The sequence below is a fragment of the Streptomyces sp. NPDC002309 genome (genome assembly GCF_053593375.1).
On the sequence record NZ_JBSFCI010000035.1, the window covers coordinates 26557 to 48992 of the forward strand.

The 22436-nt window shown below is 67.6% G+C and carries 20 protein-coding genes and 3 tRNA genes; 18 read left to right on the forward strand and 5 right to left on the reverse strand.

The genetic code is table 11. The features are described 5' to 3' along the window. Positions 1–19 precede the first annotated feature (19 nt). Positions 20–1441, forward strand: a complete 1422-nt coding sequence (locus ACWCPM_RS26335; RefSeq protein WP_450978741.1) for a hypothetical protein — start codon at positions 20–22, stop codon at positions 1439–1441. A gap of 1203 nt (positions 1442–2644) precedes the next feature. Here ACWCPM_RS26335 and ACWCPM_RS26340 read toward each other — a convergent pair. Further along, positions 2645–3175 (reverse strand): nuclear transport factor 2 family protein, encoded by a 531-nt coding sequence (locus ACWCPM_RS26340; protein ID WP_450978742.1) that lies wholly within the window; start codon positions 3173–3175, stop codon positions 2645–2647. 310 nt (positions 3176–3485) lie between these two features. Here ACWCPM_RS26340 and ACWCPM_RS26345 point away from each other — a divergent pair, with 310 nt between their 5' ends. Together ACWCPM_RS26345 and ACWCPM_RS26350 are read left to right on the forward strand one after the other, a co-directional pair. After that, positions 3486–4391, forward strand: a complete 906-nt coding sequence (locus tag ACWCPM_RS26345; protein ID WP_450978743.1) for a hypothetical protein — start codon at positions 3486–3488, stop codon at positions 4389–4391. Positions 4392–4503: 112 nt separating this feature from the next. Then, positions 4504–4725, forward strand: coding sequence for a hypothetical protein (locus ACWCPM_RS26350; protein WP_450978744.1), 222 nt, complete (start codon positions 4504–4506; stop codon positions 4723–4725). A gap of 53 nt (positions 4726–4778) precedes the next feature. On the opposite strand, the gene ACWCPM_RS26355 is transcribed toward ACWCPM_RS26350, so the two are convergent. Together ACWCPM_RS26355 and ACWCPM_RS26360 are read right to left on the reverse strand one after the other, a co-directional pair. Beyond that, the gene (locus ACWCPM_RS26355; protein ID WP_450978745.1) at positions 4779–5435 is read right to left on the reverse strand and encodes an SDR family oxidoreductase; all 657 of its coding nucleotides are present in this window, start codon (positions 5433–5435) and stop codon (positions 4779–4781) included. Positions 5436–5592: 157 nt separating this feature from the next. Then, entirely contained in the window at positions 5593–6888 is a 1296-nt protein-coding gene (locus tag ACWCPM_RS26360; RefSeq protein ID WP_450978746.1) for an amidohydrolase family protein, read from the reverse strand. Positions 6889–7170: 282 nt separating this feature from the next. On the opposite strand from ACWCPM_RS26360, the gene ACWCPM_RS26365 reads away from it, so the two are divergent. The 6 genes from ACWCPM_RS26365 to ACWCPM_RS26390 all read left to right on the forward strand — a co-directional run bounded on the left by ACWCPM_RS26365 (position 7171) and on the right by ACWCPM_RS26390 (position 10109). After that, a tRNA-Thr gene (locus tag ACWCPM_RS26365) sits at positions 7171–7243 on the forward strand. Positions 7244–7289: 46 nt separating this feature from the next. Next, positions 7290–7362, forward strand: a tRNA-Met gene (locus ACWCPM_RS26370). 89 nt (positions 7363–7451) lie between these two features. Further along, positions 7452–7616: a 50S ribosomal protein L33 gene (gene rpmG / locus ACWCPM_RS26375; protein ID WP_018834916.1), complete on the forward strand. Its 165-nt coding sequence runs from the start codon at positions 7452–7454 to the stop codon at positions 7614–7616. Between the two features lie 230 nt (positions 7617–7846). Next, entirely contained in the window at positions 7847–8299 is a 453-nt protein-coding gene (locus ACWCPM_RS26380; RefSeq protein WP_450978747.1) for an FAS1-like dehydratase domain-containing protein, read from the forward strand. A gap of 4 nt (positions 8300–8303) precedes the next feature. Further along, positions 8304–8732 carry a MaoC family dehydratase gene (locus ACWCPM_RS26385; RefSeq protein ID WP_450978748.1) on the forward strand — a complete coding sequence of 143 codons (429 nt, stop codon included), beginning with the start codon at positions 8304–8306 and terminating at the stop codon, positions 8730–8732. A 321-nt stretch (positions 8733–9053) separates the two neighbouring features. Continuing rightward, entirely contained in the window at positions 9054–10109 is a 1056-nt protein-coding gene (locus ACWCPM_RS26390; RefSeq protein ID WP_450978749.1) for a UDP-N-acetylmuramate dehydrogenase, read from the forward strand. Here ACWCPM_RS26390 and ACWCPM_RS26395 read toward each other — a convergent pair. Together ACWCPM_RS26395 and ACWCPM_RS26400 are read right to left on the reverse strand one after the other, a co-directional pair. Further along, positions 10099–11154: an adenosine deaminase gene (locus tag ACWCPM_RS26395; RefSeq protein ID WP_450978750.1), complete on the reverse strand. Its 1056-nt coding sequence runs from the start codon at positions 11152–11154 to the stop codon at positions 10099–10101. The two genes, ACWCPM_RS26390 and ACWCPM_RS26395, sit on opposite strands and share 11 nt — an antisense overlap. A gap of 187 nt (positions 11155–11341) precedes the next feature. Further along, positions 11342–12568, reverse strand: coding sequence for a pyridoxal phosphate-dependent aminotransferase (locus ACWCPM_RS26400; RefSeq protein ID WP_450978751.1), 1227 nt, complete (start codon positions 12566–12568; stop codon positions 11342–11344). 293 nt (positions 12569–12861) lie between these two features. Here ACWCPM_RS26400 and ACWCPM_RS26405 point away from each other — a divergent pair. The 9 genes from ACWCPM_RS26405 (at position 12862) to rpoB (ending at position 22370) form a co-directional block, all read left to right on the forward strand. After that, a tRNA-Trp gene (locus ACWCPM_RS26405) sits at positions 12862–12934 on the forward strand. Positions 12935–13039: 105 nt separating this feature from the next. Beyond that, a complete protein-coding gene (secE, locus tag ACWCPM_RS26410) occupies positions 13040–13321 on the forward strand; it encodes a preprotein translocase subunit SecE (protein WP_450978752.1) in 282 nt (93 codons plus the stop codon). A 78-nt stretch (positions 13322–13399) separates the two neighbouring features. After that, positions 13400–14290, forward strand: coding sequence for a transcription termination/antitermination protein NusG (gene nusG, locus ACWCPM_RS26415; RefSeq protein ID WP_450978753.1), 891 nt, complete (start codon positions 13400–13402; stop codon positions 14288–14290). 166 nt (positions 14291–14456) lie between these two features. Continuing rightward, positions 14457–14891, forward strand: a complete 435-nt coding sequence (gene rplK / locus ACWCPM_RS26420; RefSeq protein WP_033528316.1) for a 50S ribosomal protein L11 — start codon at positions 14457–14459, stop codon at positions 14889–14891. 76 nt (positions 14892–14967) lie between these two features. Beyond that, positions 14968–15693, forward strand: coding sequence for a 50S ribosomal protein L1 (rplA, locus tag ACWCPM_RS26425; protein ID WP_450978754.1), 726 nt, complete (start codon positions 14968–14970; stop codon positions 15691–15693). Positions 15694–15919: 226 nt separating this feature from the next. After that, positions 15920–16939, forward strand: coding sequence for a hypothetical protein (locus ACWCPM_RS26430; RefSeq protein WP_450978755.1), 1020 nt, complete (start codon positions 15920–15922; stop codon positions 16937–16939). A gap of 289 nt (positions 16940–17228) precedes the next feature. After that, on the forward strand, positions 17229–17759 hold the full coding sequence (gene rplJ, locus ACWCPM_RS26435) for a 50S ribosomal protein L10 (RefSeq protein WP_450978756.1): 531 nt from the start codon (positions 17229–17231) through the stop codon (positions 17757–17759). A 114-nt stretch (positions 17760–17873) separates the two neighbouring features. After that, positions 17874–18260 carry a 50S ribosomal protein L7/L12 gene (gene rplL / locus ACWCPM_RS26440; protein WP_450978757.1) on the forward strand — a complete coding sequence of 129 codons (387 nt, stop codon included), beginning with the start codon at positions 17874–17876 and terminating at the stop codon, positions 18258–18260. Between the two features lie 624 nt (positions 18261–18884). Then, positions 18885–22370 carry a DNA-directed RNA polymerase subunit beta gene (gene rpoB, locus ACWCPM_RS26445; RefSeq protein WP_450978758.1) on the forward strand — a complete coding sequence of 1162 codons (3486 nt, stop codon included), beginning with the start codon at positions 18885–18887 and terminating at the stop codon, positions 22368–22370. The last annotated feature ends 66 nt before the right edge of the window (positions 22371–22436 follow it).

The window sequence follows — 22436 nt, forward strand, 5'->3', positions numbered from 1 at the left end:
CGGAATAATTGGGGGGGAAATGGCCCACGAAGAGCCGGAACCGATGTTTGATGGTGATCTTGAGTGGTCGGGGGACAACGATAGCTTGACGCCAGCAGTTAACGAACCGGAGTTGGAAGACGAGGCCGCCGCAGCGTGGCTCGCAGCTGAAGAAGCGTATATTCCGCTGGACGACGGAAACGGCTATCTGGCGGTTGGGGGAACTGGTGCGGGCAGCATCGTGTCCGCCCTGCCGACCGGGTCACCTGCAGTCGCCCAAACTACAGCCCCTGCAATCGTTGGCCGTGACACCGCTCTGGCTGGCGGCCGTCCAATCTATCTTGTGCATCGTGGAGTCCGTCATGCGGACCTTCTGCCGATAGTGATGGGCGATCTGCACCACAAGAAGGGCCGGGATCTGGCTATTGGGGCCATTGCCAGCCTGCCCAGTGCCAAGACCCAAAAACTTGCTTCCTTCTTTGATCAAGCCTCCGTGGCGACCCTCCGAATAGCTGACCCTCAGTGCTATCGCCTTGATGAAAAGGTGCTTCGACTCCCGCCCAATAACATCGGCAAGAGGGCTGTGGAGTATGCGCCATACCTTTCTACCAGTGGCCACGCCGGCTGGTTGCGTCAGGTCGTGGACGCGCAGCGATCCGTGGGCGCCAACCTGCTCTTGACTCCGGGACGTGCTCTGGACCCGGATGATGCGCAGAACTCTCTCGATGCTGTTATCCAGGAAGCGGAGCATGTCCTGGCCTTGACGGAGCGAGGCGAGCGGGTAGCCCTGAACCTTACGCTGCCGTCTCGCTGGCTTTCCGTTGGGGCACTTCGGAATCGGTTGCTCGACGAGATCCTCGAACAAGACCAGTTCGACGTGCTGTATGTCCGGATTCAATGGGCCCAGACCAAGGCATTTGCTCCAACTGAGGATGCCGATCTACTGATGGGTATTAGACGGCTTGCCAACCTCTGCCAGGACGAGGGGCGAGCATTGCTGCTTCCTCAGACCGGATTGACGGGTTGGTTTGCTCTTGCGCACGGGGCTGTTGGCTACGGCCTGGGAGTTAGTGGCGCCGACCAATGTTTCGCTGAGCACGTCTTTAGGCGAGGACGTCAAGGGCAGCAGCAGGCGCAAAGATATTTCGAGAAGCAGATGTTGCACACAATTGACGGCAGCTCTCATGACGTGGTGCAAATGACGCCGGGGTACATCCAATGTGACTGCTTGTACTGCCCAAGTCTCTTCAGTAGTCAGCCCTGGTCTCATGCTCTCTCGGCGCTCCACCACATCTTCTCGATGGGTGTGTTGACTGCCCGCGTCCAAGAGGACTCGGCTAGGGGCGGTCGGCATGGTGCTGTGCGGCGGATTGTTGCTGCTGCTAGACGGTGGTCGAGTGGACTGCCGCTGGGACCTGGCGACGTTCCGCGCCACCTGAACGTCTGGGATCAGGCCCTGTAGTGGTAGTCAGGTCTACACCGAATACCAGTCCGATCGTGCCGCTCACCTCGCCCCTGGAGTAGAGCTGAGCGGCCCTTTCGGCGAGTAGTTCGCGGTAGATGTTGAACTTTTTCCTGGAGTTCTTGATAGAGGGCGCTACGACGTGATCAATTCCGTCATGAGGATGTAGGGTGGCCAAGCCAATGCCAGCTCGTTCGAACCATTCTCTATGAGCGCTTGCTTGTGAGGAGTAAGTTGAATCCATCACGAGCCAGGACTCATCTGCTGATGCTCTGTGTCGCAGTGTTTGGCTATACCCGCTACGCCAGTCGTTGATTTTGACTTCCAGCGTGCCAATGTACTTGGCGGTACTCACGTACTGAGACGCGGCGTGCCAGTGTCCGCGCGACTCTTTGTGGACGTATCCGTACTCCATGAGCCGCGGTAGAATTCTTGCCCCGATGTACTTGGCGCTAAAAGGTGCCTTATCTGAAAGTTTCGACGCGGTTACGGTTTCCGTGTCGCTGGACTGCAGGGCGTGAAGCACGCATAGGTCAGCGAAGTCCACAATGAAAGAGAGTGAACTCTTTTCCCTTTCTCTCAGGGCCCCCTTATCGAATTCGATAAAAACGATATCTGGAATTCCAGCACTAGTCTGCACTTCGAAAAGCGTTTCGACATCTCGCCCCGGAGTGAGGCGGGTCGCCTGCTCGGAAATTGGCGCGAGCATGTCGGCTTCTCGTTGAAATTTATTTTTCCGCACGCCACTCCCCTGGGTTTGATCGCTGGGGGTCAGTATACGGTTATCTCGCGAATATTTCCATAGGTGTAGGTGAAGTATCCTCTTAAAGAGTTGCTAAATCCGTGTGGGGCGGGCTTTGTTGCCGACTTGGGGCGGTGGAATTGAAATTCGTCACGCGTCAGCGCTCAACTCAACGCGGGAGGTGGCATGGTCGCCAGCTCGACGCGCATGCTGGGTCTTCCCGCTCGCGCGCAACCCACTGGCCGGGCGGGCCGGAGCTGGCTCTATGGGGCAGATGTGGGGTAGGCCGGGTCTATGCCGGTGTACGTCATGGCCAGGGGATGGCTGCGGCGCAGACTGTAAATCTGCCGGCTTCGCCTTCCCAGGTTCGAATCCTGGCGCCGCCACACTGGGGAGAAACCCCCTTCGATCAGCCTCGATGGCAGGTCGGAGGGGGTTTTTCGTTGTGGTCCGGGGTCGCTTCAAGCGGAACGCAGGGCCAGTTCGTTGAATCCGGTGCCGGTGTCCATGGCGCTGACCTGGTCCTCGAGCAGGGGAAGCTGTTCGGTGAGGGCGGGGTCGATGAGGCCGGTCTGGGCGAGCACCGCCGCCTGGTCCCAGTAGATGTGCTCGCTGTCGATCGCGCCGTCGCGGAACGCCACGATCGCCACGAGGGGGATCTGTACCGCCCGGCCGGTCGGCTGCACGCCCGGAAGGATCCAGGGGACCTCGGTGTCGTGCGTGAAGGAGACGATCAGCTCGTCTACGACCCGGTCGTCCCCGATGGTGCGGGAGACCGACCGCAGGGCGAAGTCGGAGGGGTTGTGGCCGATGAACCAGCGGGCGTAGAAGTCGGAGACCTGGCGTCGTCCACTGGCGCCCATGGCGGTGGGCACATGAAGCACCGTCGGATGGTCGGTCATCGTGCTCATGGTGGCCCGCAGGTCCAGGTTCACGAACTCGCCGTCCGTGTGGGCCGTCCAGCAACGTTCCATGGCCGCGTGGTCAACCATGCGGATCTCCTCGGGGCGGGCCTTCAGTATCCGAGCGGATCCGGCCACCCGCTACCGCGGTCCACGGCACCAGGACGCTTGGTCCCGGTGCCAGGAGGAGGCATGCGGTCCGCGCCATGACAGTTCCCGACCACTTCCCGTGCCCTCTTTGTGTTAGATACGGGTTATGTCGCGCCCCACTCCCGACGACGACAGAGGTACGGACACAGGCACGGACACAGGCACGGACGCAGACGCAGGCACAGACGGGCTCCAGGAGGCCGCGGTCACGCGATCCGTGCTGAAGGCGGCGGTCGCGGACCCGCAGCGGTTGCCTGAGACCCTCGCGTCCTACGCCGTCCGCCAGATGGGCCCGGCCGCCGCGCGTTCGGTGACCATGACACGCGCGGCGCACCCCGATGCGACCACGGCCGAGCTGCAGGACCTGCTGCTCACCCGGGGCAAGCGCCGGGTCGTCTCCGACGGAGTGCTCATCGGCGGCCCTATGACGATCATGGCGCCGTTCGCGTTCTGCGCGGCGCTGCTCAGTCAGGCGCGTATCTGCCTGGAGCTGGCGGCTCTGGGGGGACACGACCCCACCGTTCCCGTCCGTGGCGCCGAACTCCTGGTTCTGCAAGGGGTGTACCCGGACGTCGACCGGGCCCGGGTCGCACTGTCGGACGCAGTCCTCGCCGAGCGGGGCGAGGCCGGGAAGAGGGCCTCGCGGTCCGTGGAGGCCGGGCCGCGCCGGGGCAGGGCGGCAACCCTTTTCGAGCTGACCCTGCGGATGGCCCGCGTCCTGGGGCTCATCGCGCCGAAAGAGCAGGCGAAGGAGGGTGGTGCGCGGCGATGGCTGCTCGCGGTGGGGCGTTACGTCCTGCTCGGGGTCGTGTTCCTGGTCGGTCTGGTCGCCCCGCTCGTCTGGATGCCGTACGTGGGCCGGTCGTACAGCAGGGCCACCGATCGCCTCCTGGAGCGGGCCCTGGCTTTCTACTTCGGGGACCGGGCCGCCCAGCCCCGCAGGACGGCGGGGGGCGCTCCCGGAATGAGGACGGCCATGGTCAAAGCGGTGCTCTCGCTCCTGATCCCGGCCGGCCTGGTCGCGGTGGTCGTCCTCGCCGATCTGCGGGTCGCGGACAGTCACTGGCCGGTTGTGGCCGTCACCCTGCTGACGGCGTCCTTCGGTGTGGCGGCGGTATGGCAGTGGCGGCGCCGTCGCAGACGCCGGGCAGGCTGACGATCACTCAAGCGTGCTGCTCGACCGGACCGTTCCTTGTGCAGGGTGCAGGGTGCAGGGTGCAGGGTGCAGGGTGCTGGGTGCGAAGAGGTGTTCGGGGCACACTGGCCCCATGAGCTTCCGCTCCTCCCGCCGCAGGATCTGCCCCGAGTGCCGTCGTGAGATCGCCGTCGTCGCGGGGCGGTTCGCCCGGCACGACCCGCCCGGTGCCCGCGACAGCGGTCGGCTCGTCTCGTGTCCCGGGTCGCGTCGCCAGGCCCAACTGGGTGCGGTACAGCCGTCGTTGGACGGACACGTCGTGCCGGAGTTCCCCGGACAGCTGCCGCTGTTCTGAGGCTCGCGATCGTCGACGTACGGTCCGCCGGTCCGTTCGGAGGGTGTGCGAGCTCAGTTTCCGGCCACTGACTTCACGGCCACCGACACCGGTGTCGAACCGCTGATCAGTTCGAGGGTCAGGCCCGCCGTGGCCGGGGTCTCGAGCAGTTCGACGAGTGTGGCGGCCACGTCGTCGCGCGGGATCGGACCGCGACCGGTCTGCGCCTCCAGGCGGACGAGGCCGGTGCCGGCGTCGTCCGTCAGCCGGCCGGGGCGCAGGATCGTCCAGTCCAGCGCCTGCCGACGGCTGACGTGGGCGTCGGCCTCGCCCTTGGCGCGCAGATAGACGTCGAAGACCTCGTCCCCGGCGTGGTTCGGGTCGGCGCCCATCGAGGAGACGATCAGGAAGCGTCGTACGCCGGTCCGGACCGCCGCGTCCGCGAACAGCACCGCGGCGTCCCTGTCGACCGTGCCCTTGCGTGTCACTCCGCTGCCGGGACCAGCGCCCGCCGCGAACACCGCGGCATCGGCGCCCTGCAGATGTGCGGCGACCTCTTCGACGGTGGCCGACTCCAGGTCCAGCAGTACCGGTTCGGCGCCCGCTTCCCGCAGATCGTCGCCCTGATCGGCGCGGCGGATGATGCCCGCGGCCTCGTCACCGCGCGCGGCGAGCAGACGCTCCAGTCGCAGCGCGATCTGTCCATGGCCTCCAGCGATGACAATGCGCATGCTTCCGACCGTACGCCCGAACGGCCCCACTCGCCGTATGCGGCAGGTGGCGTTCCGGGTGTACGGCACGGCGAGGGCTCGCCGGGTAGCCGTGCCGCCCGGGCGCAGGCCGCCCCGGCGTCCTCCGCCCAGCGGTCCGCCGCCGAACTCCGCGCTCCTACGACACTTCCCCCCGCCCCTGCCTGGGCAGCCCCAGCTCCGCCGACACGGCCGAGTTGCAGTACTCGCGTACCGCGCTCGTCCGTGCCACCACGCGCCCCCGGTGCACCACGATGCGGCTGTACGCCAGTGACAGGGCACCGGACAGCCGGTCACCGCGGACGGCGAGAAGCTCGGCCGGGAAGCCTGCCTCCACACGCACCTCGGGAAGGCCCAGGGCGGCGCGGGCCGAGGTGCTGACCGCGTCGTAGGCGTCCTCGGGGCGCAGACCGTGGTGGGAGGCCAGAAGATAGGCGGCCTCCAGGGGGTCGCCGCGGCCCACGGGGTTCGAGGTGTCCCGCAGGGCCCCGCTGCCGGCGGCGAGGCGTACGCCGGCGGAGCGGAGCAGCCGTACCGGGGCCGTCCCGCGCCGGTCGGAGCCCGCGCAGCCCCCCTGCGGCAGACACACCACGGTCACGCCCGCCGCCGCCAACTGGTCGGCGGTGCGGGACGCCACGTGGGTGGGCAGGTCGCCCAGACCGCCGCAGGGACCGATCGTCACCCCGGGGCGCAGGCCGCCGGCCATCGCGGCGAGGCGGGCGAGGCGTGCCGGGTCGGTGGCGTCGGTGTGCAGGTCGACGGGGCAGCCCTGTTCGGAGGCGACCTCCAGCACGGCCTCCACGTACCCCGTCGGGTCGGGGTCGAGATCGGGGCAGCCGCCCACCACCGAGGCGCCCATCTTCACCGCGTCCCGCAGCATGGCGAGCCCGTCCGCCCCGGCCACCCCGGTGAGCAGCCGCGGCATCGCCACGGTCGTCAGTTCCGCGAGCCCGCGCAGCGACCGCCGCGCGCGCAGGACGGCGGTCAGCGCGCCCAGTCCGGGAACGTCACCGACACGCACGTGCGCCCGCAGCGCCGTCGCCCCGTGCCCGAGTTGCAGCAGGGTCGCCTCGGTGGCTCGGCGCTGGACGTCCTGGGGGTCGTACGAGACCGGGCCGTCGCCGTCGGCGGACAGGGCCGAGTCGGCGTGGGCGTGGGCTTCGACGGGGGCAGGCAGGAGGAGGTAGCCACCGAGGTCCACGCGGCTGCCGCCGATACCCCCTCCTCCGCCCGTGCCACCGCCGGCGCCGCCGCGGGATCCGCCCAGGCTGCCGGCCGTGCCGACCGCCTCGATGCGCCCGCCGCCCAGCCGGACGTCCACCGTGCGGCCGTCGGTCAGCCGCGCGCCGCACAGGAGGAGGGAGTTCCCGTCGCCCCGTCCCGAGCCCGACGGGAACGACGACGAGGGGGGCGGCTGCGGCTGGCTGTCGGGCATCGCGCTCCAGGGCTCGGGACCGGTACTCGGGTCGGGTACTGGGTTCGGGTACGGGTTCAGGAACTCGAAAAGACGCAAGATCACGCAGAGTGAGTCGAGCCTATGGCGGCGTTCGGCCCGTGGCGCGGAGGAGCGCAATAGTCGTACCGGTGTGGTCCGCCCGTCGAGGGCGCCGCGGCAGGGGCGTTCGGGGCTGCTGAGAAGCGCGCGACGGGGGCCGGGCAGGGGCCGTGAAATGGATTTGGGTGAACGGCGGCCGAGCGTGTAATGTCTTCATCGCTCGCCCCAATAGCTCAGTCGGCAGAGCGTCTCCATGGTAAGGAGAAGGTCAACGGTTCGATTCCGTTTTGGGGCTCTGGTGTGTGAGGTTCCCGTCGCGAGGCGGGATCCGATCGCATCACAGCGGTGTAGCTCAGTCGGTAGAGCAAGCGGCTCATAATCGCTGTGTCACCGGTTCAAGTCCGGTCACCGCTACTGACAGTAGCCGATTGCGGGGTCGGTCCTTCGATCGGCTACTCTTTCTTGCGTTGAATTAACCTACCCGTTCGTCAAGGAGCACTCACGTGGCTGCCACCGACGTCCGCCCGAAGATCACGCTGGCCTGCGTGGAGTGCAAGGAGCGGAACTACATCACCAAGAAGAACCGGCGTAACAACCCGGATCGTATGGAGATGAAGAAGCACTGCCCGCGTTGCAACGCGCACACAGCGCACCGCGAAACGCGCTGACACAGGCCAGTAGATCTCGCAGGACTCATCACACGAGGCCGTCCCCGCAGTTCAGGGGGGCGGCCTCGTGGCTTTTTTTCGGTCACTCTTTCGGTCAGCGTGGCCACCGAGCGCAATCGGCCGTGGCAGCCTTTTATACGGTTGACGCGGCACGGTGCTCGCTCAGCGCGCCCTTTGAGGGGCCGTCGTTCACCGGTCCACCCGGAGCAGAAACCAGGAGGTGCCGAGCCATGGCGCTCGACCAGTCCTTCGTGGGGCGGAGCTACCCGCCCACCGACCCGTACGAGGTGGGACGAGAGAAGATCCGTGAGTTCGCGGAGGCGGTGGGGGACGCCAACCCGGCCTACACGGACCCGGAGGCCGCCAAGGCTCTCGGTCATCCCGATGTGATCGCCCCGCCCACGTTCGTGTTCGCGATCACGTTCAAGGCCGCGGGGGAGGTCGTCGCCGACCCGAAGCTCGGCCTGGACTACAGCCGGGTGGTGCACGGCGACCAGAAGTTCGCGTACAGCCGCCCGGTGCGCGCCGGGGACCGGCTTTCGGTCACCTCGACCATCGAGGCCGTCAAGTCCATGGCCGGCAACGACATCCTGGACATCCGCGGCGAGGTGCACGACGAGGCCGGAGAGCACGTCGTGACCGCCTGGACCAAGCTGGTGGCCCGCGCGGCCGAGGAGGCGTGAGCAGATGACCGCTCAGATCGCGTACGCCGATGTCGAGGTCGGGACCGAACTGCCCGCGCGGAGCTTCCCTGTGACGCGTGCCACACTTGTGCGCTACGCCGGTGCCTCCGGGGACTTCAACCCGATCCACTGGAACGAGAGGTTCGCCAAGGAGGTGGGCCTGCCGGACGTCATCGCGCACGGCATGTTCACCATGGGCGAGGCGATCCGCGTGGTCACCGACTGGATCGGGGACCCGGGCGCGGTCGTCGAGTACGGCGTTCGCTTCACCAAGCCCGTCGTCGTCCCGAACGACGACCAGGGGGCCGTGATCGAGGTCAGCGGCAAGGTGGCCGCGAAGCTGGACGACAACACGGTCCGTGTGGACCTGACGGCGACGAGCGCCGGCCAGAAGGTCCTGGGGATGTCGCGGGCAGTCGTCCGACTGGCCTAGGACCCGCACCTGAGTGGCCCGAGTCGCCCGAGTCACCCCCCGGGTCCTTGAAAGGGTGGGTCTCTGAGCCGAGGCCCGGCACACCCTCTCGAGCGGTGCGCCACGGCACGGCACCGCTCACCGGACCACACGCGTGCGCGTCTCACCGGTCCGCACGCGTGTGCGTGCCCCGTCTCTCCGGACGGGACCGTACGCGCGCACGTCCTCGGGAAGGACCGCTCGTCGCACACGTGCCCCGTCACCGGCGTCGTCCGCCCAGCCTCTCTGTCGTCTCTGTCGTGCCTGTCGGGGCTGTCGGTGCCGTCTCGTAGTCTTGGGCGCGTGCAGGTACTCCACGACGCTCCCCTCGCCCCGTTGACCACGTTCCGGCTGGGCGGACCCGCGACCCGGCTGGTGACCGCGACGAACGACGCCGACGTCGTCGAGGTGGTCCGGGAGGCCGACGCCACCGGGACGCCGCTGCTGGTCGTCGGCGGCGGGTCGAACCTGGTCATCGGCGACAAGGGCTTCGACGGCACCGCACTGCGCATCGCCACCCGCGGCTTCGAGTTGTCCGGTACGCGACTGGAACTGGCCGCAGGTGAGGTGTGGACCGACGCCGTCGAGCGGACGGTGGAGGCCGGGCTCGCCGGTGTCGAGTGCCTCGCCGGCATCCCCGGCTCGGCGGGCGCGACCCCGATCCAGAACGTGGGGGCGTACGGCCAGGAGGTCTCCTCCACCATCACCGAGGTCATCGCCTACGACCGCGCGGCCGGTGAGACGGTCACCCTGACGAACGCCGCGTGCGGCTTCTCCTACCGCCACAGCCGCTTCAAGGCCGCCCCCGAGCGGTACGTCGTCCTGCGCGTCCGCTTCGGACTGGAGGACGCGGGCGGACTGTCGGGACCCCTGCGGTACGCGGAGACGGCCCGCGCGCTCGGGGTGGAGGCGGGGGAGCGGGTCCCGCTCGGCGACGCCCGCGAGACCGTGCTGAAGCTGCGCGCGGGGAAGGGCATGGTGCTCGACCCCGAGGACCACGACACCTGGTCCGCAGGGTCCTTCTTCACCAACCCGATCCTCACGGACGCCGGGTTCGCCGCGTTCCACGCGCGCGTGAGGGAGCGCCTCGGTGAGGGCGTGGAGCCGCCCGCGTATCCGGCCGGCGAGGGGCACACCAAGACCTCCGCCGCCTGGCTGATCGACAAGGCGGGGTTCCGCAAGGGGTACGGCACCGGTCCGGCCAGGATCTCCACCAAGCACACCCTCGCCCTCACCAACCGCGGCGAGGCGACCACGGAAGACCTGCTGGCGCTGGCCCGCGAGGTCGTCGCCGGGGTGCGTGAGGCATTCGGGATCACCCTGGTCAACGAGCCGGTGACGGTGGGCGTCAGCCTCTGACGGCAGCCGGCGCGTCCGACGTCAGCCAGGTGTCGACGCCCGCCAGCAGCTCCTTCTTGGTCTCGTCCGGCGCGGCCGACGCCCGTACCGACTGGCGGGCCAGCTCGGCCAGTTCCGCGTCCGTGAAGGCGTGGTGCTCGCGGGCGATCCGGTACTGCGCCGCCAGCCGCGAGCCGAACAGGAGCGGGTCGTCCGCGCCGAGCGCCATCGGGACGCCGGCCTCGAACAGCTTGCGCAAGGGGACGTCCTCGGGCTTCTCGTAGACGCCCAACGCGACGTTCGACGCCGGGCACACCTCGCAGGCGACACCGCGGTCGGCGAGGCGCTTCAGCAGACGCGGGTCCTCCGCCGCGCGCACACCGTGGCCCACACGGTCGGCGTGCAGGTCGTCCAGGCAGTCCCGGACCGAGGCGGGGCCGGTCAGTTCCCCGCCGTGCGGGGCCGACAGGAGGCCGCCCTCACGGGCGATGGTGAAGGCGCGGTCGAAGTCGCGGGCCATGCCGCGCCGCTCGTCGTTGGAGAGTCCGAAGCCGACCACACCCCGGTCCGCGTAGCGGACGGCGAGACGCGCCAGGGTGCGGGCGTCCAGCGGGTGCTTCATACGGTTCGCGGCGACCAGGAGGCGCATCCCGATCCCGGTGTCCCGCGCGGCCGTCTCCACCGCGTCCAGGATGATCTCCAGGGCCGGGATGAGACCGCCCAGGCGCGGCGCGTACGACGTCGGGTCGACCTGGATCTCCAGCCAGCCCGAGCCGTCTCTCACGTCCTCCTCGGCCGCCTCGCGCACCAGCCGCTGGATGTCCTCGGGCTGCCTCAGGCACGAGCGCGCGGCGTCGTACAGACGCTGGAAGCGGAACCAGCCCCGCTCGTCCGTCGCGCGCAGTCTCGGCGGCTCCCCACCGACCAGGGCGTCGGTCAGCGCGTCGGGCAGCCGGACGCCGTACTTGTCGGCCAGCTCCAGCAAGGTGCCCGGCCGCATGGAGCCGGTGAAGTGCAGGTGCAGATGGGCCTTCGGGAGGTCGGAGACATCACGTACACGTTCCATTCGAGGATCCTGCCGTACGGCTTGCTCGTCCCTCCAGCGCTTTCCCCTTTAGTGGTCTTGCTCGCACGAAAACACGAAGGAACACGAAGACGAAAACGATGGAACGCACGAACGAAGGAACGGGCCGTCTCCCCCCGGGGGAAACGGCCCGTCACGCGCGCGTGCGCCGCGAGGACGTCGTAGAACGTCAGTCGCGCGCCTCCGCCAGCAGCTTCTGGATCCGGCTCACGCCCTCGACGAGGTCCTCGTCACCCAGGGCGTAGGACAGCCGCAGGTAGCCCGGCGTGCCGAAAGCCTCACCCGGGACGACCGCGACCTCGGCCTCGTCCAGGATCAGCGCGGCCAGCTCGACCGTGTCCTTCGGGCGCTTGCCGCGGATCTCCTTGCCGATCAGGGCCTTCACCGACGGGTACGCGTAGAACGCGCCCTCGGGCTCCGGGCAGAGCACGCCCTCGATGTCGTTGAGCATCCGGACGACCGTGCGGCGGCGGCGGTCGAAGGCCTCGCGCATCTCCTCGACGGCGACGAGGTCGCCGGAGACGGCAGCGAGGGCGGCGGCCTGGGCGACGTTCGACACGTTCGAGGTGGCGTGCGACTGAAGGTTCGTCGCGGCCTTGACGACGTCCTTCGGGCCGATGACCCAGCCCACCCGCCAGCCGGTCATGGCGTACGTCTTCGCGACTCCGTTGACCACGACGCACTTGTCGCGCAGCTCGGGCACGACGGCCGGCAGTGACACGGCCGAGGCGCCGCCGTAGACCAGGTGCTCGTAGATCTCGTCGGTGAGCACCCACAGGCCGTGCTCGACGGCCCAGCGGCCGATGGCCTCCGTCTCGGCCTCGGAGTAGACCGCGCCGGTCGGGTTGGACGGGGAGACGAACAGGACGACCTTCGTCCGCTCCGTGCGGGCGGCCTCCAGTTGCTCCACGCTCACCCGGTAGCCGGTCGTCTCGTCGGCGACGACGTCGACCGGAACGCCGCCGGCCAGCCGGATCGACTCGGGGTACGTCGTCCAGTACGGCGCCGGGACGATGACCTCGTCGCCCGGGTCGAGGATCGCGGCGAACGCCTCGTAGATGGCCTGCTTGCCGCCGTTGGTGACCAGGACCTGGGAGGCGTCGACCTCGTAGCCGGAGTCACGCAGCGTCTTCGCGGCGATCGCGGCCTTCAGCTCTGGCAGGCCGCCGGCCGGCGTGTAGCGGTGGAACTTGGGGTTCTTGCAGGCCTCGATCGCGGCCTCGACGATGTAGTCGGGGGTCGGGAAGTCGGGCTCGCCGGCGCCGAATCCGATCACCGGACGCCCGGCGGCCTTCAGGGCCTTGGCCTTGGCGTCCACGGCGAGGGTGGCTGACTCGGAGATCGCGCCGATGCGGGCCGAGACCCGACGCTCGGTGGGTGGGGTTGCAGCGCTCATGAGTCCATCGTTTCAGACCGGAAACCCGCCCGGCACACGGGTTTCACGGACTGGGCAGCCCGGCCGGACCGTTGAACAACAGTCCGGATATCTCCGGTGTCCCGGCGATCTTCGGCCGGTCCGCAGGCCGGATGGTGACGGGTCTGCCGCGAGCGCGGGGCGCACAGGCCATTTCTGTTCGACGCCCGGCCCAGGAGCACGTACACTCACTCCTCGTTGGCCTCCAGCGAGTCAGCACTCGACCGGTGCACACCGAGCACCCGGTCGGATGCGGTACGTTGGGGGACACACGAAGGGTCGTAGCTCAATTGGTAGAGCACCGGTCTCCAAAACCGGCGGTTGGGGGTTCAAGTCCCTCCGGCCCTGCTACACACACCGCCAGGATGTGTGCGCAGGTACATACACCTTTGCATCGCCGTGCAGCTCGGACCGGGCGCGGCACGGCCACGACCCGGGATCAGGTGAGGACGAATGACGGACGCCGTGGGCTCCATCGACACGCCTGATGCCGAGGACGAGGCACCGGAGAAGAAGACCCGCAAGGGTGGCAAGCGCGCCAAGAAGGGCCCGCTGAAGCGGCTCGCCCTCTTCTATCGGCAGATCATCGCCGAACTCCGCAAGGTCGTCTGGCCGACTCGCACGCAGCTGTCGCGCTACACGACCGTCGTGATCATCTTCGTGGTCGTCATGATCGGACTGGTCACCGTCATCGACTACGGGCTCGACCACGCGGCCAAGTACGTCTTCGGCTGAGCCAAGAGCGAAGGGCGCCGGAACCCGGCGCCCCTTTCGCGTGTTCCACCCCTCTGTATCCAGGAAGAAGCAGCCACCGTGTCTGACCCGAACGTGAACGACGACGCCATCGAGCCGGTCGAGTCCGTGGAAGACGAGCTCGACATCGTCGAGGGTGCGGACGAGGACCTGGACCAGGCCGAGGCTGCCGACGCCGCCGAGGGTGAGCCCGCCGAGGAAGCCGCCGTGCACGTGGAGGACGAGCTCGCCGAGGAGTCCGAGGACGACGCCGAGGATGAGTCCGAGGACGACAACGAGTCCGAGGCCGAGGCCGAGGCCGAGCCCGCCGAGGAGGCGGAGCCCGAGTCCGACCTCGACCCCGTCCAGAAGCTCCGTGAGGAACTGCGGACCCTGCCCGGCGAGTGGTACGTGATCCACACCTACGCCGGTTACGAGAACCGCGTGAAGACCAACCTCGAGCAGCGCGCCGTCTCGCTGAACGTCGAGGACTACATCTTCCAGGCCGAGGTGCCGCAGGAAGAGGTCGTCCAGATCAAGAACGGCGACCGCAAGACCATCAAGCAGAACAAGCTCCCGGGCTACGTCCTGGTCCGCATGGACCTGACGAACGAGTCCTGGGGCGTCGTCCGCAACACCCCCGGTGTCACCGGCTTCGTGGGCAACGCCTACGACCCCTACCCGCTGACCCTGGACGAGATCGTCAAGATGCTCGCCCCGGAGGCGGAGGAGAAGGCCGCCCGCGAGGCCGCCGAGGCCGAGGGCAGGCCGGCGCCGCAGCGCAAGGTCGAGGTCCAGGTGCTGGACTTCGAGGTGGGCGACTCGGTCACCGTCACCGACGGTCCGTTCGCCACGCTGCAGGCGACGATCAACGAGATCAACCCCGACTCCAAGAAGGTCAAGGGCCTGGTGGAGATCTTCGGCCGGGAGACGCCGGTCGAGCTCTCGTTCGACCAGATCCAGAAGAACTGACCCTCTGCACATATCGCTTCCGCGCAGGTCAGATGGGCTCTCGCAGCCTGTCTGACCTGCACGGTTTTTAGCCGCGCATCTATACCCGTTATCGTTGTGCGGTATGCCTTCCGCCGAGACGCGACTCGGCGGGGGGTAGACCCGAATCGAAAGGACCCGGAGAGCTATGCCTCCCAAGAAGAAGAAGGTCACGGGGCTCATCAAGCTCCAGATCCAGGCCGGTGCCGCCAACCCGGCTCCGCCGGTCGGCCCCGCGCTGGGTCAGCACGGCGTCAACATCATGGAGTTCTGCAAGGCCTACAACGCCGCGACCGAGTCGCAGCGTGGCTGGGTCATCCCGGTGGAGATCACGGTCTACGAGGACCGCTCCTTCACCTTCGTGACCAAGACCCCGCCGGCCGCCAAGATGATCCTCAAGGCCGCGGGTATCGAGAAGGGCTCCGGCGAGCCGCACAAGACCAAGGTCGCCAAGATCACCGAGGCGCAGGTCCGCGAGATCGCCACCACCAAGATGCCCGACCTCAACGCCAACGACCTGGACGCCGCCGCGAAGATCATCGCCGGTACCGCGCGTTCCATGGGCGTCACGGTCGAGGGCTGAGCCCCAACCTCCCAGAGCAGTAGTGGAAGGGCCTGCTCGGCCTGGACCACAACTCCTTAGAAACCCAGGAGCAGTAGTGAGCAAGCGCAGCAAGTCTCTCCGCGCTGCGGACGCCAAGATCGACCGGGACAAGCTCTACGCCCCGCTCGAGGCCGTCCGTCTCGCCAAGGAGACCTCCACGACCAAGTTCGACGGCACCGTCGAGGTCGCCTTCCGTCTGGGTGTCGACCCGCGCAAGGCCGACCAGATGGTCCGTGGCACCGTGAACCTTCCGCACGGCACCGGTAAGACCGCCCGGGTCCTGGTCTTCGCGACCGGCGACCGTGCCGAGGCCGCGCGTGCCGCGGGCGCCGACATCGTCGGCGCCGACGAGCTGATCGACGAGGTGGCGAAGGGCCGTCTGGACTTCGACGCCGTCGTCGCCACCCCGGACCTCATGGGCAAGGTCGGCCGTCTGGGCCGCGTCCTCGGCCCGCGTGGTCTGATGCCGAACCCGAAGACCGGCACCGTGACCCCGGACGTGGCCAAGGCCGTGACCGAGATCAAGGGCGGCAAGATCGAGTTCCGCGTCGACAAGCACTCGAACCTGCACTTCATCATCGGCAAGTCGTCCTTCGACGACACCCAGCTGGTGGAGAACTACGGCGCGGCCCTGGAGGAGATCCTCCGTCTGAAGCCGTCCGCCGCCAAGGGTCGCTACATCAAGAAGGCCGCCATCGCCACCACGATGGGCCCCGGCATTCCTCTCGACCCGAACCGCACCCGCAACCTCCTCGTCGAGGAGGACCCGGCCGCGGTCTGAGCCTGACGGCTCGCTGAAGTCGGACACGGGCCCCGCACCTCTCGCAGGTGCGGGGCCCGTTCGCGTACCCGGACCCGGCGAACGGGACTGTCGTCGCGCCGTCGGGGCACCGGCAAATCCCCGGGGCCCTGTCGGACCCCTGGGATAGGCTCGCGGCTCACACAGGTGATCCACAGGTCGCACATGTGACCCAGAGGGTGCTCACAGACTTTCCGTGGGGGAATCGATGAAGCTTTCCGCGCGTACGCGCACCGGAACCGGACTCGCCGCGCTCGCGGCCTTGACGCTGGCCGGCGGTGCCGTCGGCTGCGGCGCCGGCACGGGGGACGGCGCGTCCGGCTCACGGAGCGTCCAGCAGGTCCTGACGGTGGCCTACGAGAAGACCGCCGAGGCCAAGTCCGCCAAGGTCGAGATGACCATGTCCATGCCGGCCGGGATGGATGCCGGCGAGATGACCATGTCCGGTGTGATGGGCTGGGACCCGACCGTCATGGACGTGACGATGAAGGGCCCCATGCTCGCCGCCGAGTCGGACGCGCCCGAAGAGGTGCGCATGCTCTGGCGTGACGACGCAATGTACATGCACATGGCGGGCTCGGGCGTCAAGAACATGGACGGCAAGAGCTGGATGAAGCTCGACCTCAAGGCCGCCGCGGAGGCCGCCGGGGACCCCGCCCTCACCCGCCAGATGACCTCCGGCCTGGACAACATGAACCAGAACCCGGCCGAGCAGTTGGCCATGCTCCTGGAGTCGCCCCACGTCAAGCACGTCGGCAGCGAGAAGGTCGACGGCGTCGAGACCGAGCACTACAAGGGCACGCTCACCGTCAAGGAGATGATGGAGAGCAACAAGAGCCTGGACGTCCTGGAGCCGGGGGACCGCAAGAAGCTTCTGGAGAACGTCGAGAAGTCCGGCATCAAGGGCTATGACACCGAGGTCTGGGTCAACAAGGACGACCTGCCGGTGCGGATGGACGTCACGATGGAGTCCCCCGCCGGTGACGTCGAGATCAGCATGAAGCTCTCCGACTACGGCGCCGAGGCCGAGGTGGAGGTGCCGCCGGCCTCCGAGACCTTCGACCTGTTCGAGATGTTCAAGGGGCTGGGCGAGGCCGGGAGCGGCGAGGGTGCCTTCGACGAGGACGCGTTCGGTGAGGGCGCCTTCGGTGAGGACCCGTTCGGCGAGGATTTCCCGGAGCTGGATCTGAGCGGGCTGGAGGCCCCGGAGTCCGGATCCGACGTTTAGCTCCTGCGGGACCGGATTTGCTCCATGGCGATCCGGTCCCGTACTCTTCCATCGAAGCCAAAGACCGCTGGTCGTTGCCGTGTGCTCGTTCGAGGACACGGTGGCCGAAGGATCCGCTGAACAGCGGACGACCCGCGCAGGTGACTGTGGAAGTGCTCCCGGAGTACGTACGCCAACGTATGTACAGCCGGTCGAGTCCGCCCCGTGCGCCTGCGCCGGGGCGTTTCGTTTTTCCCAGTCCTCCTTCGGGTCCGCGCGGTCGAATCACCCGGAAGGAGGCCGAGGCTCTATGGCGAGGCCCGACAAGGCTGCCGCGGTTGCCGAGCTGACGGACAAGTTCCGCAGCTCCAACGCCGCCGTGCTGACCGAGTACCGCGGTCTCACCGTGGCGCAGCTCAAGACGCTGCGTCGTTCGCTCGGTGAGAACGCCCAGTACGCCGTGGTGAAGAACACGCTGACCAAGATTGCGGCCAACGAGGCCGGGATCACGCTCGACGACCAGCTCTTCGCTGGTCCGACGGCCGTCGCCTTCGTCACCGGTGACCCGGTGGTGTCGGCGAAGGGTCTTCGTGACTTCGCCAAGGACAACCCGAACCTCATCATCAAGGGCGGTGTCCTTGACGGTAAGGCGCTGTCCGCCGATGAGATCAAGAAGCTTGCGGACCTCGAGTCCCGCGAGGTTCTGCTCAGCAAGCTGGCCGGTGCCTTCAAGGGGAAGCAGTCCCAGGCTGCCTCCGTCTTCCAGGCGCTGCCGTCGAAGCTCGTCCGCACCGTGGACGCGCTGCGCGCCAAGCAGGCCGAGCAGGGCGGTGCCGAGTAACTCGGCTCGCACACTGACCGCCGCGGTCTGAACGCGACGGTCACAGCGGGCCAGACGTACGCCCGCCAGACATGTACATCCGGCACCAGCCGAATTAGTGGAAGGACCGCCATCATGGCGAAGCTGTCTCAGGAAGACCTGCTCGCGCAGTTCGAGGAGATGACCCTCATCGAGCTCTCCGAGTTCGTGAAGGCGTTCGAGGACAAGTTCGACGTCACCGCCGCCGCGGCCGCCCCGGTCGTCGTCGCCGGCCAGGGTGGCGGCGCTGCCGCCGAGGCCGTCGAGGAGCAGGACGAGTTCGACGTCGTCCTCACCGGCGCCGGCGAGAAGAAGATCCAGGTCATCAAGGTCGTGCGTGAGCTGACCTCCCTCGGCCTGAAGGAGGCCAAGGACCTGGTGGACGGCGCCCCGAAGCCCGTCCTCGAGAAGGTCGCCAAGGACGCCGCGGAGAAGGCCGCCGAGGCCCTCAAGGGCGCCGGCGCCTCCGTCGAGGTCAAGTAAGACCTTCACGGGTCCCGCACGGACTCTCGCGCGCGGACCGCGGCCCCGTAGGGTCGTGAACAGTCCCCTGGGGCTGTAACGCGAACGCACCGAAGAGCGATCATCCATCCGGGTGGTCGCTCTTCGGCGTTCCGAGGGCCCGGCGGCGGCTGCCTTGCACCCGTGGTCCCGAGGGGTAAGGTGATCTTCGTCGTGCCTCTCGGCGCCCCCGGTGGCAGGCTGCACGTGACGAGCGCAGCACCCCGGCTCGGGCAAGGGGGCCTTGACGAACCGCACGCAGCGCGCAATTCTCAGGACGCGTCGTCACAAGGATCCGAATCCGAGGCATGGATCGACGACGAAGAGGGCAGTATCACCGTGGCGTTGAGGGCGTGGCCTTGTCGCAGGGGTTGAGAACAACGAGGGCATCGAGGGTCTTCGAAACCCGCACTGGACATCAGTGTGCCAAGTGGCTACACTGACCCTTTGCGCTGCCTGTTAGCTGTCCCCTGCCCGTCACCAGGGGCATGCCCTCGCTTGAGCACCGACGACCGGACCGTCCCTGACCTGGGATTGTCTGTCTCTGTGCATCGGTGAGGGGCCGGTACGCGCGTAGTGAGTCCGAGCCCTCGGAAGGACCCCCTCTTGGCCGCCTCGCGCAACGCCTCGACCGCGAATACGAACAACGGCGCCAGCACTGCCCCGCTGCGCATCTCTTTTGCAAAGATCAAGGAGCCTCTCGAGGTTCCGAACCTGCTCGCGCTGCAGACCGAGAGCTTCGACTGGCTGCTCGGCAACACGGCCTGGCAGAGTCGGGTCGAGGAGGCACTGGAGAACGGTCAGGACGTCCCCACCAAGTCCGGGCTCGAGGAGATCTTCGAGGAGATCTCCCCGATCGAGGACTTCAGCGGGTCGATGTCGCTGACGTTCCGTGACCACCGCTTCGAGCCGCCGAAGAACTCGATCGACGAGTGCAAGGAGCGTGACTTCACCTACGCGGCTCCGCTCTTCGTCACCGCCGAGTTCACCAACAACGAGACCGGCGAGATCAAGTCCCAGACGGTCTTCATGGGCGACTTCCCGCTCATGACCAACAAGGGCACCTTCGTCATCAACGGCACCGAGCGTGTCGTGGTGTCCCAGCTGGTCCGTTCGCCGGGTGTCTACTTCGACTCCTCCATCGACAAGACGTCCGACAAGGACATCTTCTCCTCCAAGATCATCCCGTCCCGGGGTGCCTGGCTGGAGATGGAGATCGACAAGCGCGACATGGTCGGCGTCCGCATCGACCGCAAGCGCAAGCAGTCCGTCACCGTCCTCCTGAAGGCGCTCGGCTGGACCACCGAGCGGATCCTCGAGGAGTTCGGCGAGTACGAGTCCATGCGCGCCACCCTGGAGAAGGACCACACCCAGGGCCAGGACGACGCGCTGCTCGACATCTACCGCAAGCTGCGTCCGGGCGAGCCCCCCACCCGTGAGGCCGCGCAGACGCTGCTGGAGAACCTGTACTTCAACCCCAAGCGCTACGACCTCGCCAAGGTCGGCCGCTACAAGGTCAACAAGAAGCTGGGTACGGACACCGGGCTGGAAGCGGGTGTCCTGACCGTCGAGGACATCATCGCGACGATCAAGTACCTGGTGAAGCTGCACGCCGGTGAGACCGAGACGGTCGGTGAGTCCGGTCGTTCGATCATCGTCGAGACCGACGACATCGACCACTTCGGCAACCGCCGCATCCGCAGCGTCGGCGAGCTGATCCAGAACCAGGTCCGTACGGGTCTCGCCCGTATGGAGCGCGTCGTGCGCGAGCGCATGACCACCCAGGACGTCGAGGCGATCACGCCGCAGACCCTGATCAACATCCGGCCGGTCGTCGCCTCCATCAAGGAGTTCTTCGGCACCAGCCAGCTGTCCCAGTTCATGGACCAGAACAACCCGCTGTCGGGCCTGACGCACAAGCGTCGTCTCAACGCCCTCGGCCCGGGTGGTCTGTCCCGTGAGCGGGCCGGCTTCGAGGTCCGTGACGTCCACCCGTCGCACTACGGCCGCATGTGCCCGATCGAGACGCCCGAAGGCCCGAACATCGGTCTGATCGGCTCGCTCGCCTCCTACGGCCGGGTCAACGCGTTCGGTTTCGTCGAGACGCCGTACCGCAAGGTCGTCGAGGGCCGGGTCTCCGACGACGTCGACTACCTGACGGCCGACGAGGAGGACCGCTTCGTCATCGCGCAGGCCAACGCCACGCTCAACGACGACATGCGGTTCGTCGAGAACCGCGTGCTGGTCCGTCGTCGTGGCGGCGAGGTCGACTACGTCGCCGGTGACGACGTGGACTACATGGACGTCTCGCCGCGCCAGATGGTGTCGGTCGCGACCGCCATGATCCCCTTCCTGGAGCACGACGACGCCAACCGTGCCCTCATGGGCGCGAACATGATGCGCCAGGCCGTGCCGCTGATCCAGTCGGAGTCCCCGCTCGTCGGCACCGGCATGGAGTACCGCTCCGCCGTCGACGCCGGCGACGTGGTCAAGGCCGAGAAGGACGGTGTGGTCCAGGAGGTCTCCGCGGACTACATCACCACGGCCAACGACGACGGCACGTACATCACGTACCGCCTGGCCAAGTTCTCCCGGTCCAACCAGGGCACCTCGGTCAACCAGAAGGTCATCGTCAACGAGGGCGACCGCGTCGTCACGGGCCAGGTGCTCGCCGACGGTCCGGCCACCCAGAACGGCGAGATGGCGCTGGGCAAGAACCTGCTCGTGGCGTTCATGCCGTGGGAGGGTCACAACTACGAGGACGCGATCATCCTGTCGCAGCGCCTCGTGCAGGACGACGTCCTCTCCTCGATCCACATCGAGGAGCACGAGGTCGACGCCCGTGACACCAAGCTCGGCCCCGAGGAGATCACCCGGGACATCCCGAACGTCTCCGAGGAGGTCCTCGCCGACCTCGACGAGCGCGGCATCATCCGTATCGGTGCCGAGGTCGTCGCCGGCGACATCCTCGTCGGCAAGGTCACGCCCAAGGGTGAGACCGAGCTGACGCCGGAGGAGCGCCTGCTGCGCGCGATCTTCGGTGAGAAGGCCCGTGAGGTCCGTGACACCTCGCTGAAGGTCCCGCACGGCGAGATCGGCAAGGTCATCGGCGTCCGCGTCTTCGACCGCGAGGAGGGCGACGAGCTTCCCCCCGGTGTGAACCAGCTGGTGCGCGTGTACGTGGCGCAGAAGCGCAAGATCACCGACGGTGACAAGCTCGCCGGCCGGCACGGCAACAAGGGTGTCATCTCGAAGATCCTGCCGATCGAGGACATGCCGTTCCTGGAGGACGGCACCCCGGTCGACATCATCCTCAACCCGCTCGGTGTGCCGTCCCGAATGAACCCGGGACAGGTTCTGGAGATCCACCTGGGCTGGCTCGCCAGCCGCGGCTGGGACGTCTCCGGTCTCGCCGACGAGTGGGCCGAGCGTCTGCAGGCCATCGGCGCCGACAGTGTCGAGCCCGGCACCAACGTCGCCACCCCGGTCTTCGACGGTGCGCGTGAGGACGAGCTCGCGGGTCTGCTCGAGCACACGATCCCGAACCGCGACGGCGAGCGCATGGTGCTCCCCAGCGGCAAGGCACCGCTGTTCGACGGCCGCTCGGGCGAGCCGTTCCCGGAGCCGATCTCGGTCGGCTACATGTACATCCTGAAGCTCCACCACCTGGTCGACGACAAGCTGCACGCCCGTTCGACCGGTCCGTACTCGATGATCACCCAGCAGCCGCTGGGTGGTAAGGCCCAGTTCGGTGGCCAGCGGTTCGGCGAGATGGAGGTGTGGGCGCTGGAGGCTTACGGCGCCGCGTACGCCCTCCAGGAGCTGCTGACCATCAAGTCCGACGACGTCACCGGCCGCGTGAAGGTCTACGAGGCCATCGTCAAGGGCGAGAACATCCCTGAGCCCGGCATCCCCGAGTCCTTCAAGGTGCTCATCAAGGAGATGCAGTCCCTGTGCCTCAACGTGGAGGTGCTGTCCAGCGACGGCATGTCCATCGAGATGCGTGACACCGACGAGGACGTCTTCCGCGCAGCGGAGGAGCTCGGCATCGACCTGTCCCGGCGCGAGCCGAGCAGCGTCGAAGAGGTCTGACGGAGTCCGGCGGGCCTTCTGAACACCCATAGAAGGCCCGCCGACCCCGGGACCCCGTTTCAGACC

Excerpts from the sequence above, each read along its gene's own strand:
- ACWCPM_RS26400 (WP_450978751.1), bottom strand. The coding sequence starts at position 12,568 with ATGAGCGCTGCAACCCCACCCACCGAGCGTCGGGTCTCGGCCCGCATC.
- ACWCPM_RS26340 (WP_450978742.1), bottom strand. The coding sequence starts at position 3,175 with ATGGTTGACCACGCGGCCATGGAACGTTGCTGGACGGCCCACACGGAC.
- ACWCPM_RS26350 (WP_450978744.1), top strand. The coding sequence starts at position 4,504 with ATGAGCTTCCGCTCCTCCCGCCGCAGGATCTGCCCCGAGTGCCGTCGT.
- ACWCPM_RS26355 (WP_450978745.1), bottom strand. The coding sequence starts at position 5,435 with ATGCGCATTGTCATCGCTGGAGGCCATGGACAGATCGCGCTGCGACTG.
- ACWCPM_RS26430 (WP_450978755.1), top strand. The coding sequence starts at position 15,920 with ATGAAGCTTTCCGCGCGTACGCGCACCGGAACCGGACTCGCCGCGCTC.
- ACWCPM_RS26335 (WP_450978741.1), top strand. The coding sequence starts at position 20 with ATGGCCCACGAAGAGCCGGAACCGATGTTTGATGGTGATCTTGAGTGG.
- rplJ (WP_450978756.1), top strand. The coding sequence starts at position 17,229 with ATGGCGAGGCCCGACAAGGCTGCCGCGGTTGCCGAGCTGACGGACAAG.
- ACWCPM_RS26385 (WP_450978748.1), top strand. The coding sequence starts at position 8,304 with ATGACCGCTCAGATCGCGTACGCCGATGTCGAGGTCGGGACCGAACTG.
- ACWCPM_RS26380 (WP_450978747.1), top strand. The coding sequence starts at position 7,847 with ATGGCGCTCGACCAGTCCTTCGTGGGGCGGAGCTACCCGCCCACCGAC.
- rplK (WP_033528316.1), top strand. The coding sequence starts at position 14,457 with ATGCCTCCCAAGAAGAAGAAGGTCACGGGGCTCATCAAGCTCCAGATC.
- ACWCPM_RS26360 (WP_450978746.1), bottom strand. The coding sequence starts at position 6,888 with ATGCCCGACAGCCAGCCGCAGCCGCCCCCCTCGTCGTCGTTCCCGTCG.
- secE (WP_450978752.1), top strand. The coding sequence starts at position 13,040 with ATGACGGACGCCGTGGGCTCCATCGACACGCCTGATGCCGAGGACGAG.
- ACWCPM_RS26395 (WP_450978750.1), bottom strand. The coding sequence starts at position 11,154 with ATGGAACGTGTACGTGATGTCTCCGACCTCCCGAAGGCCCATCTGCAC.
- rplL (WP_450978757.1), top strand. The coding sequence starts at position 17,874 with ATGGCGAAGCTGTCTCAGGAAGACCTGCTCGCGCAGTTCGAGGAGATG.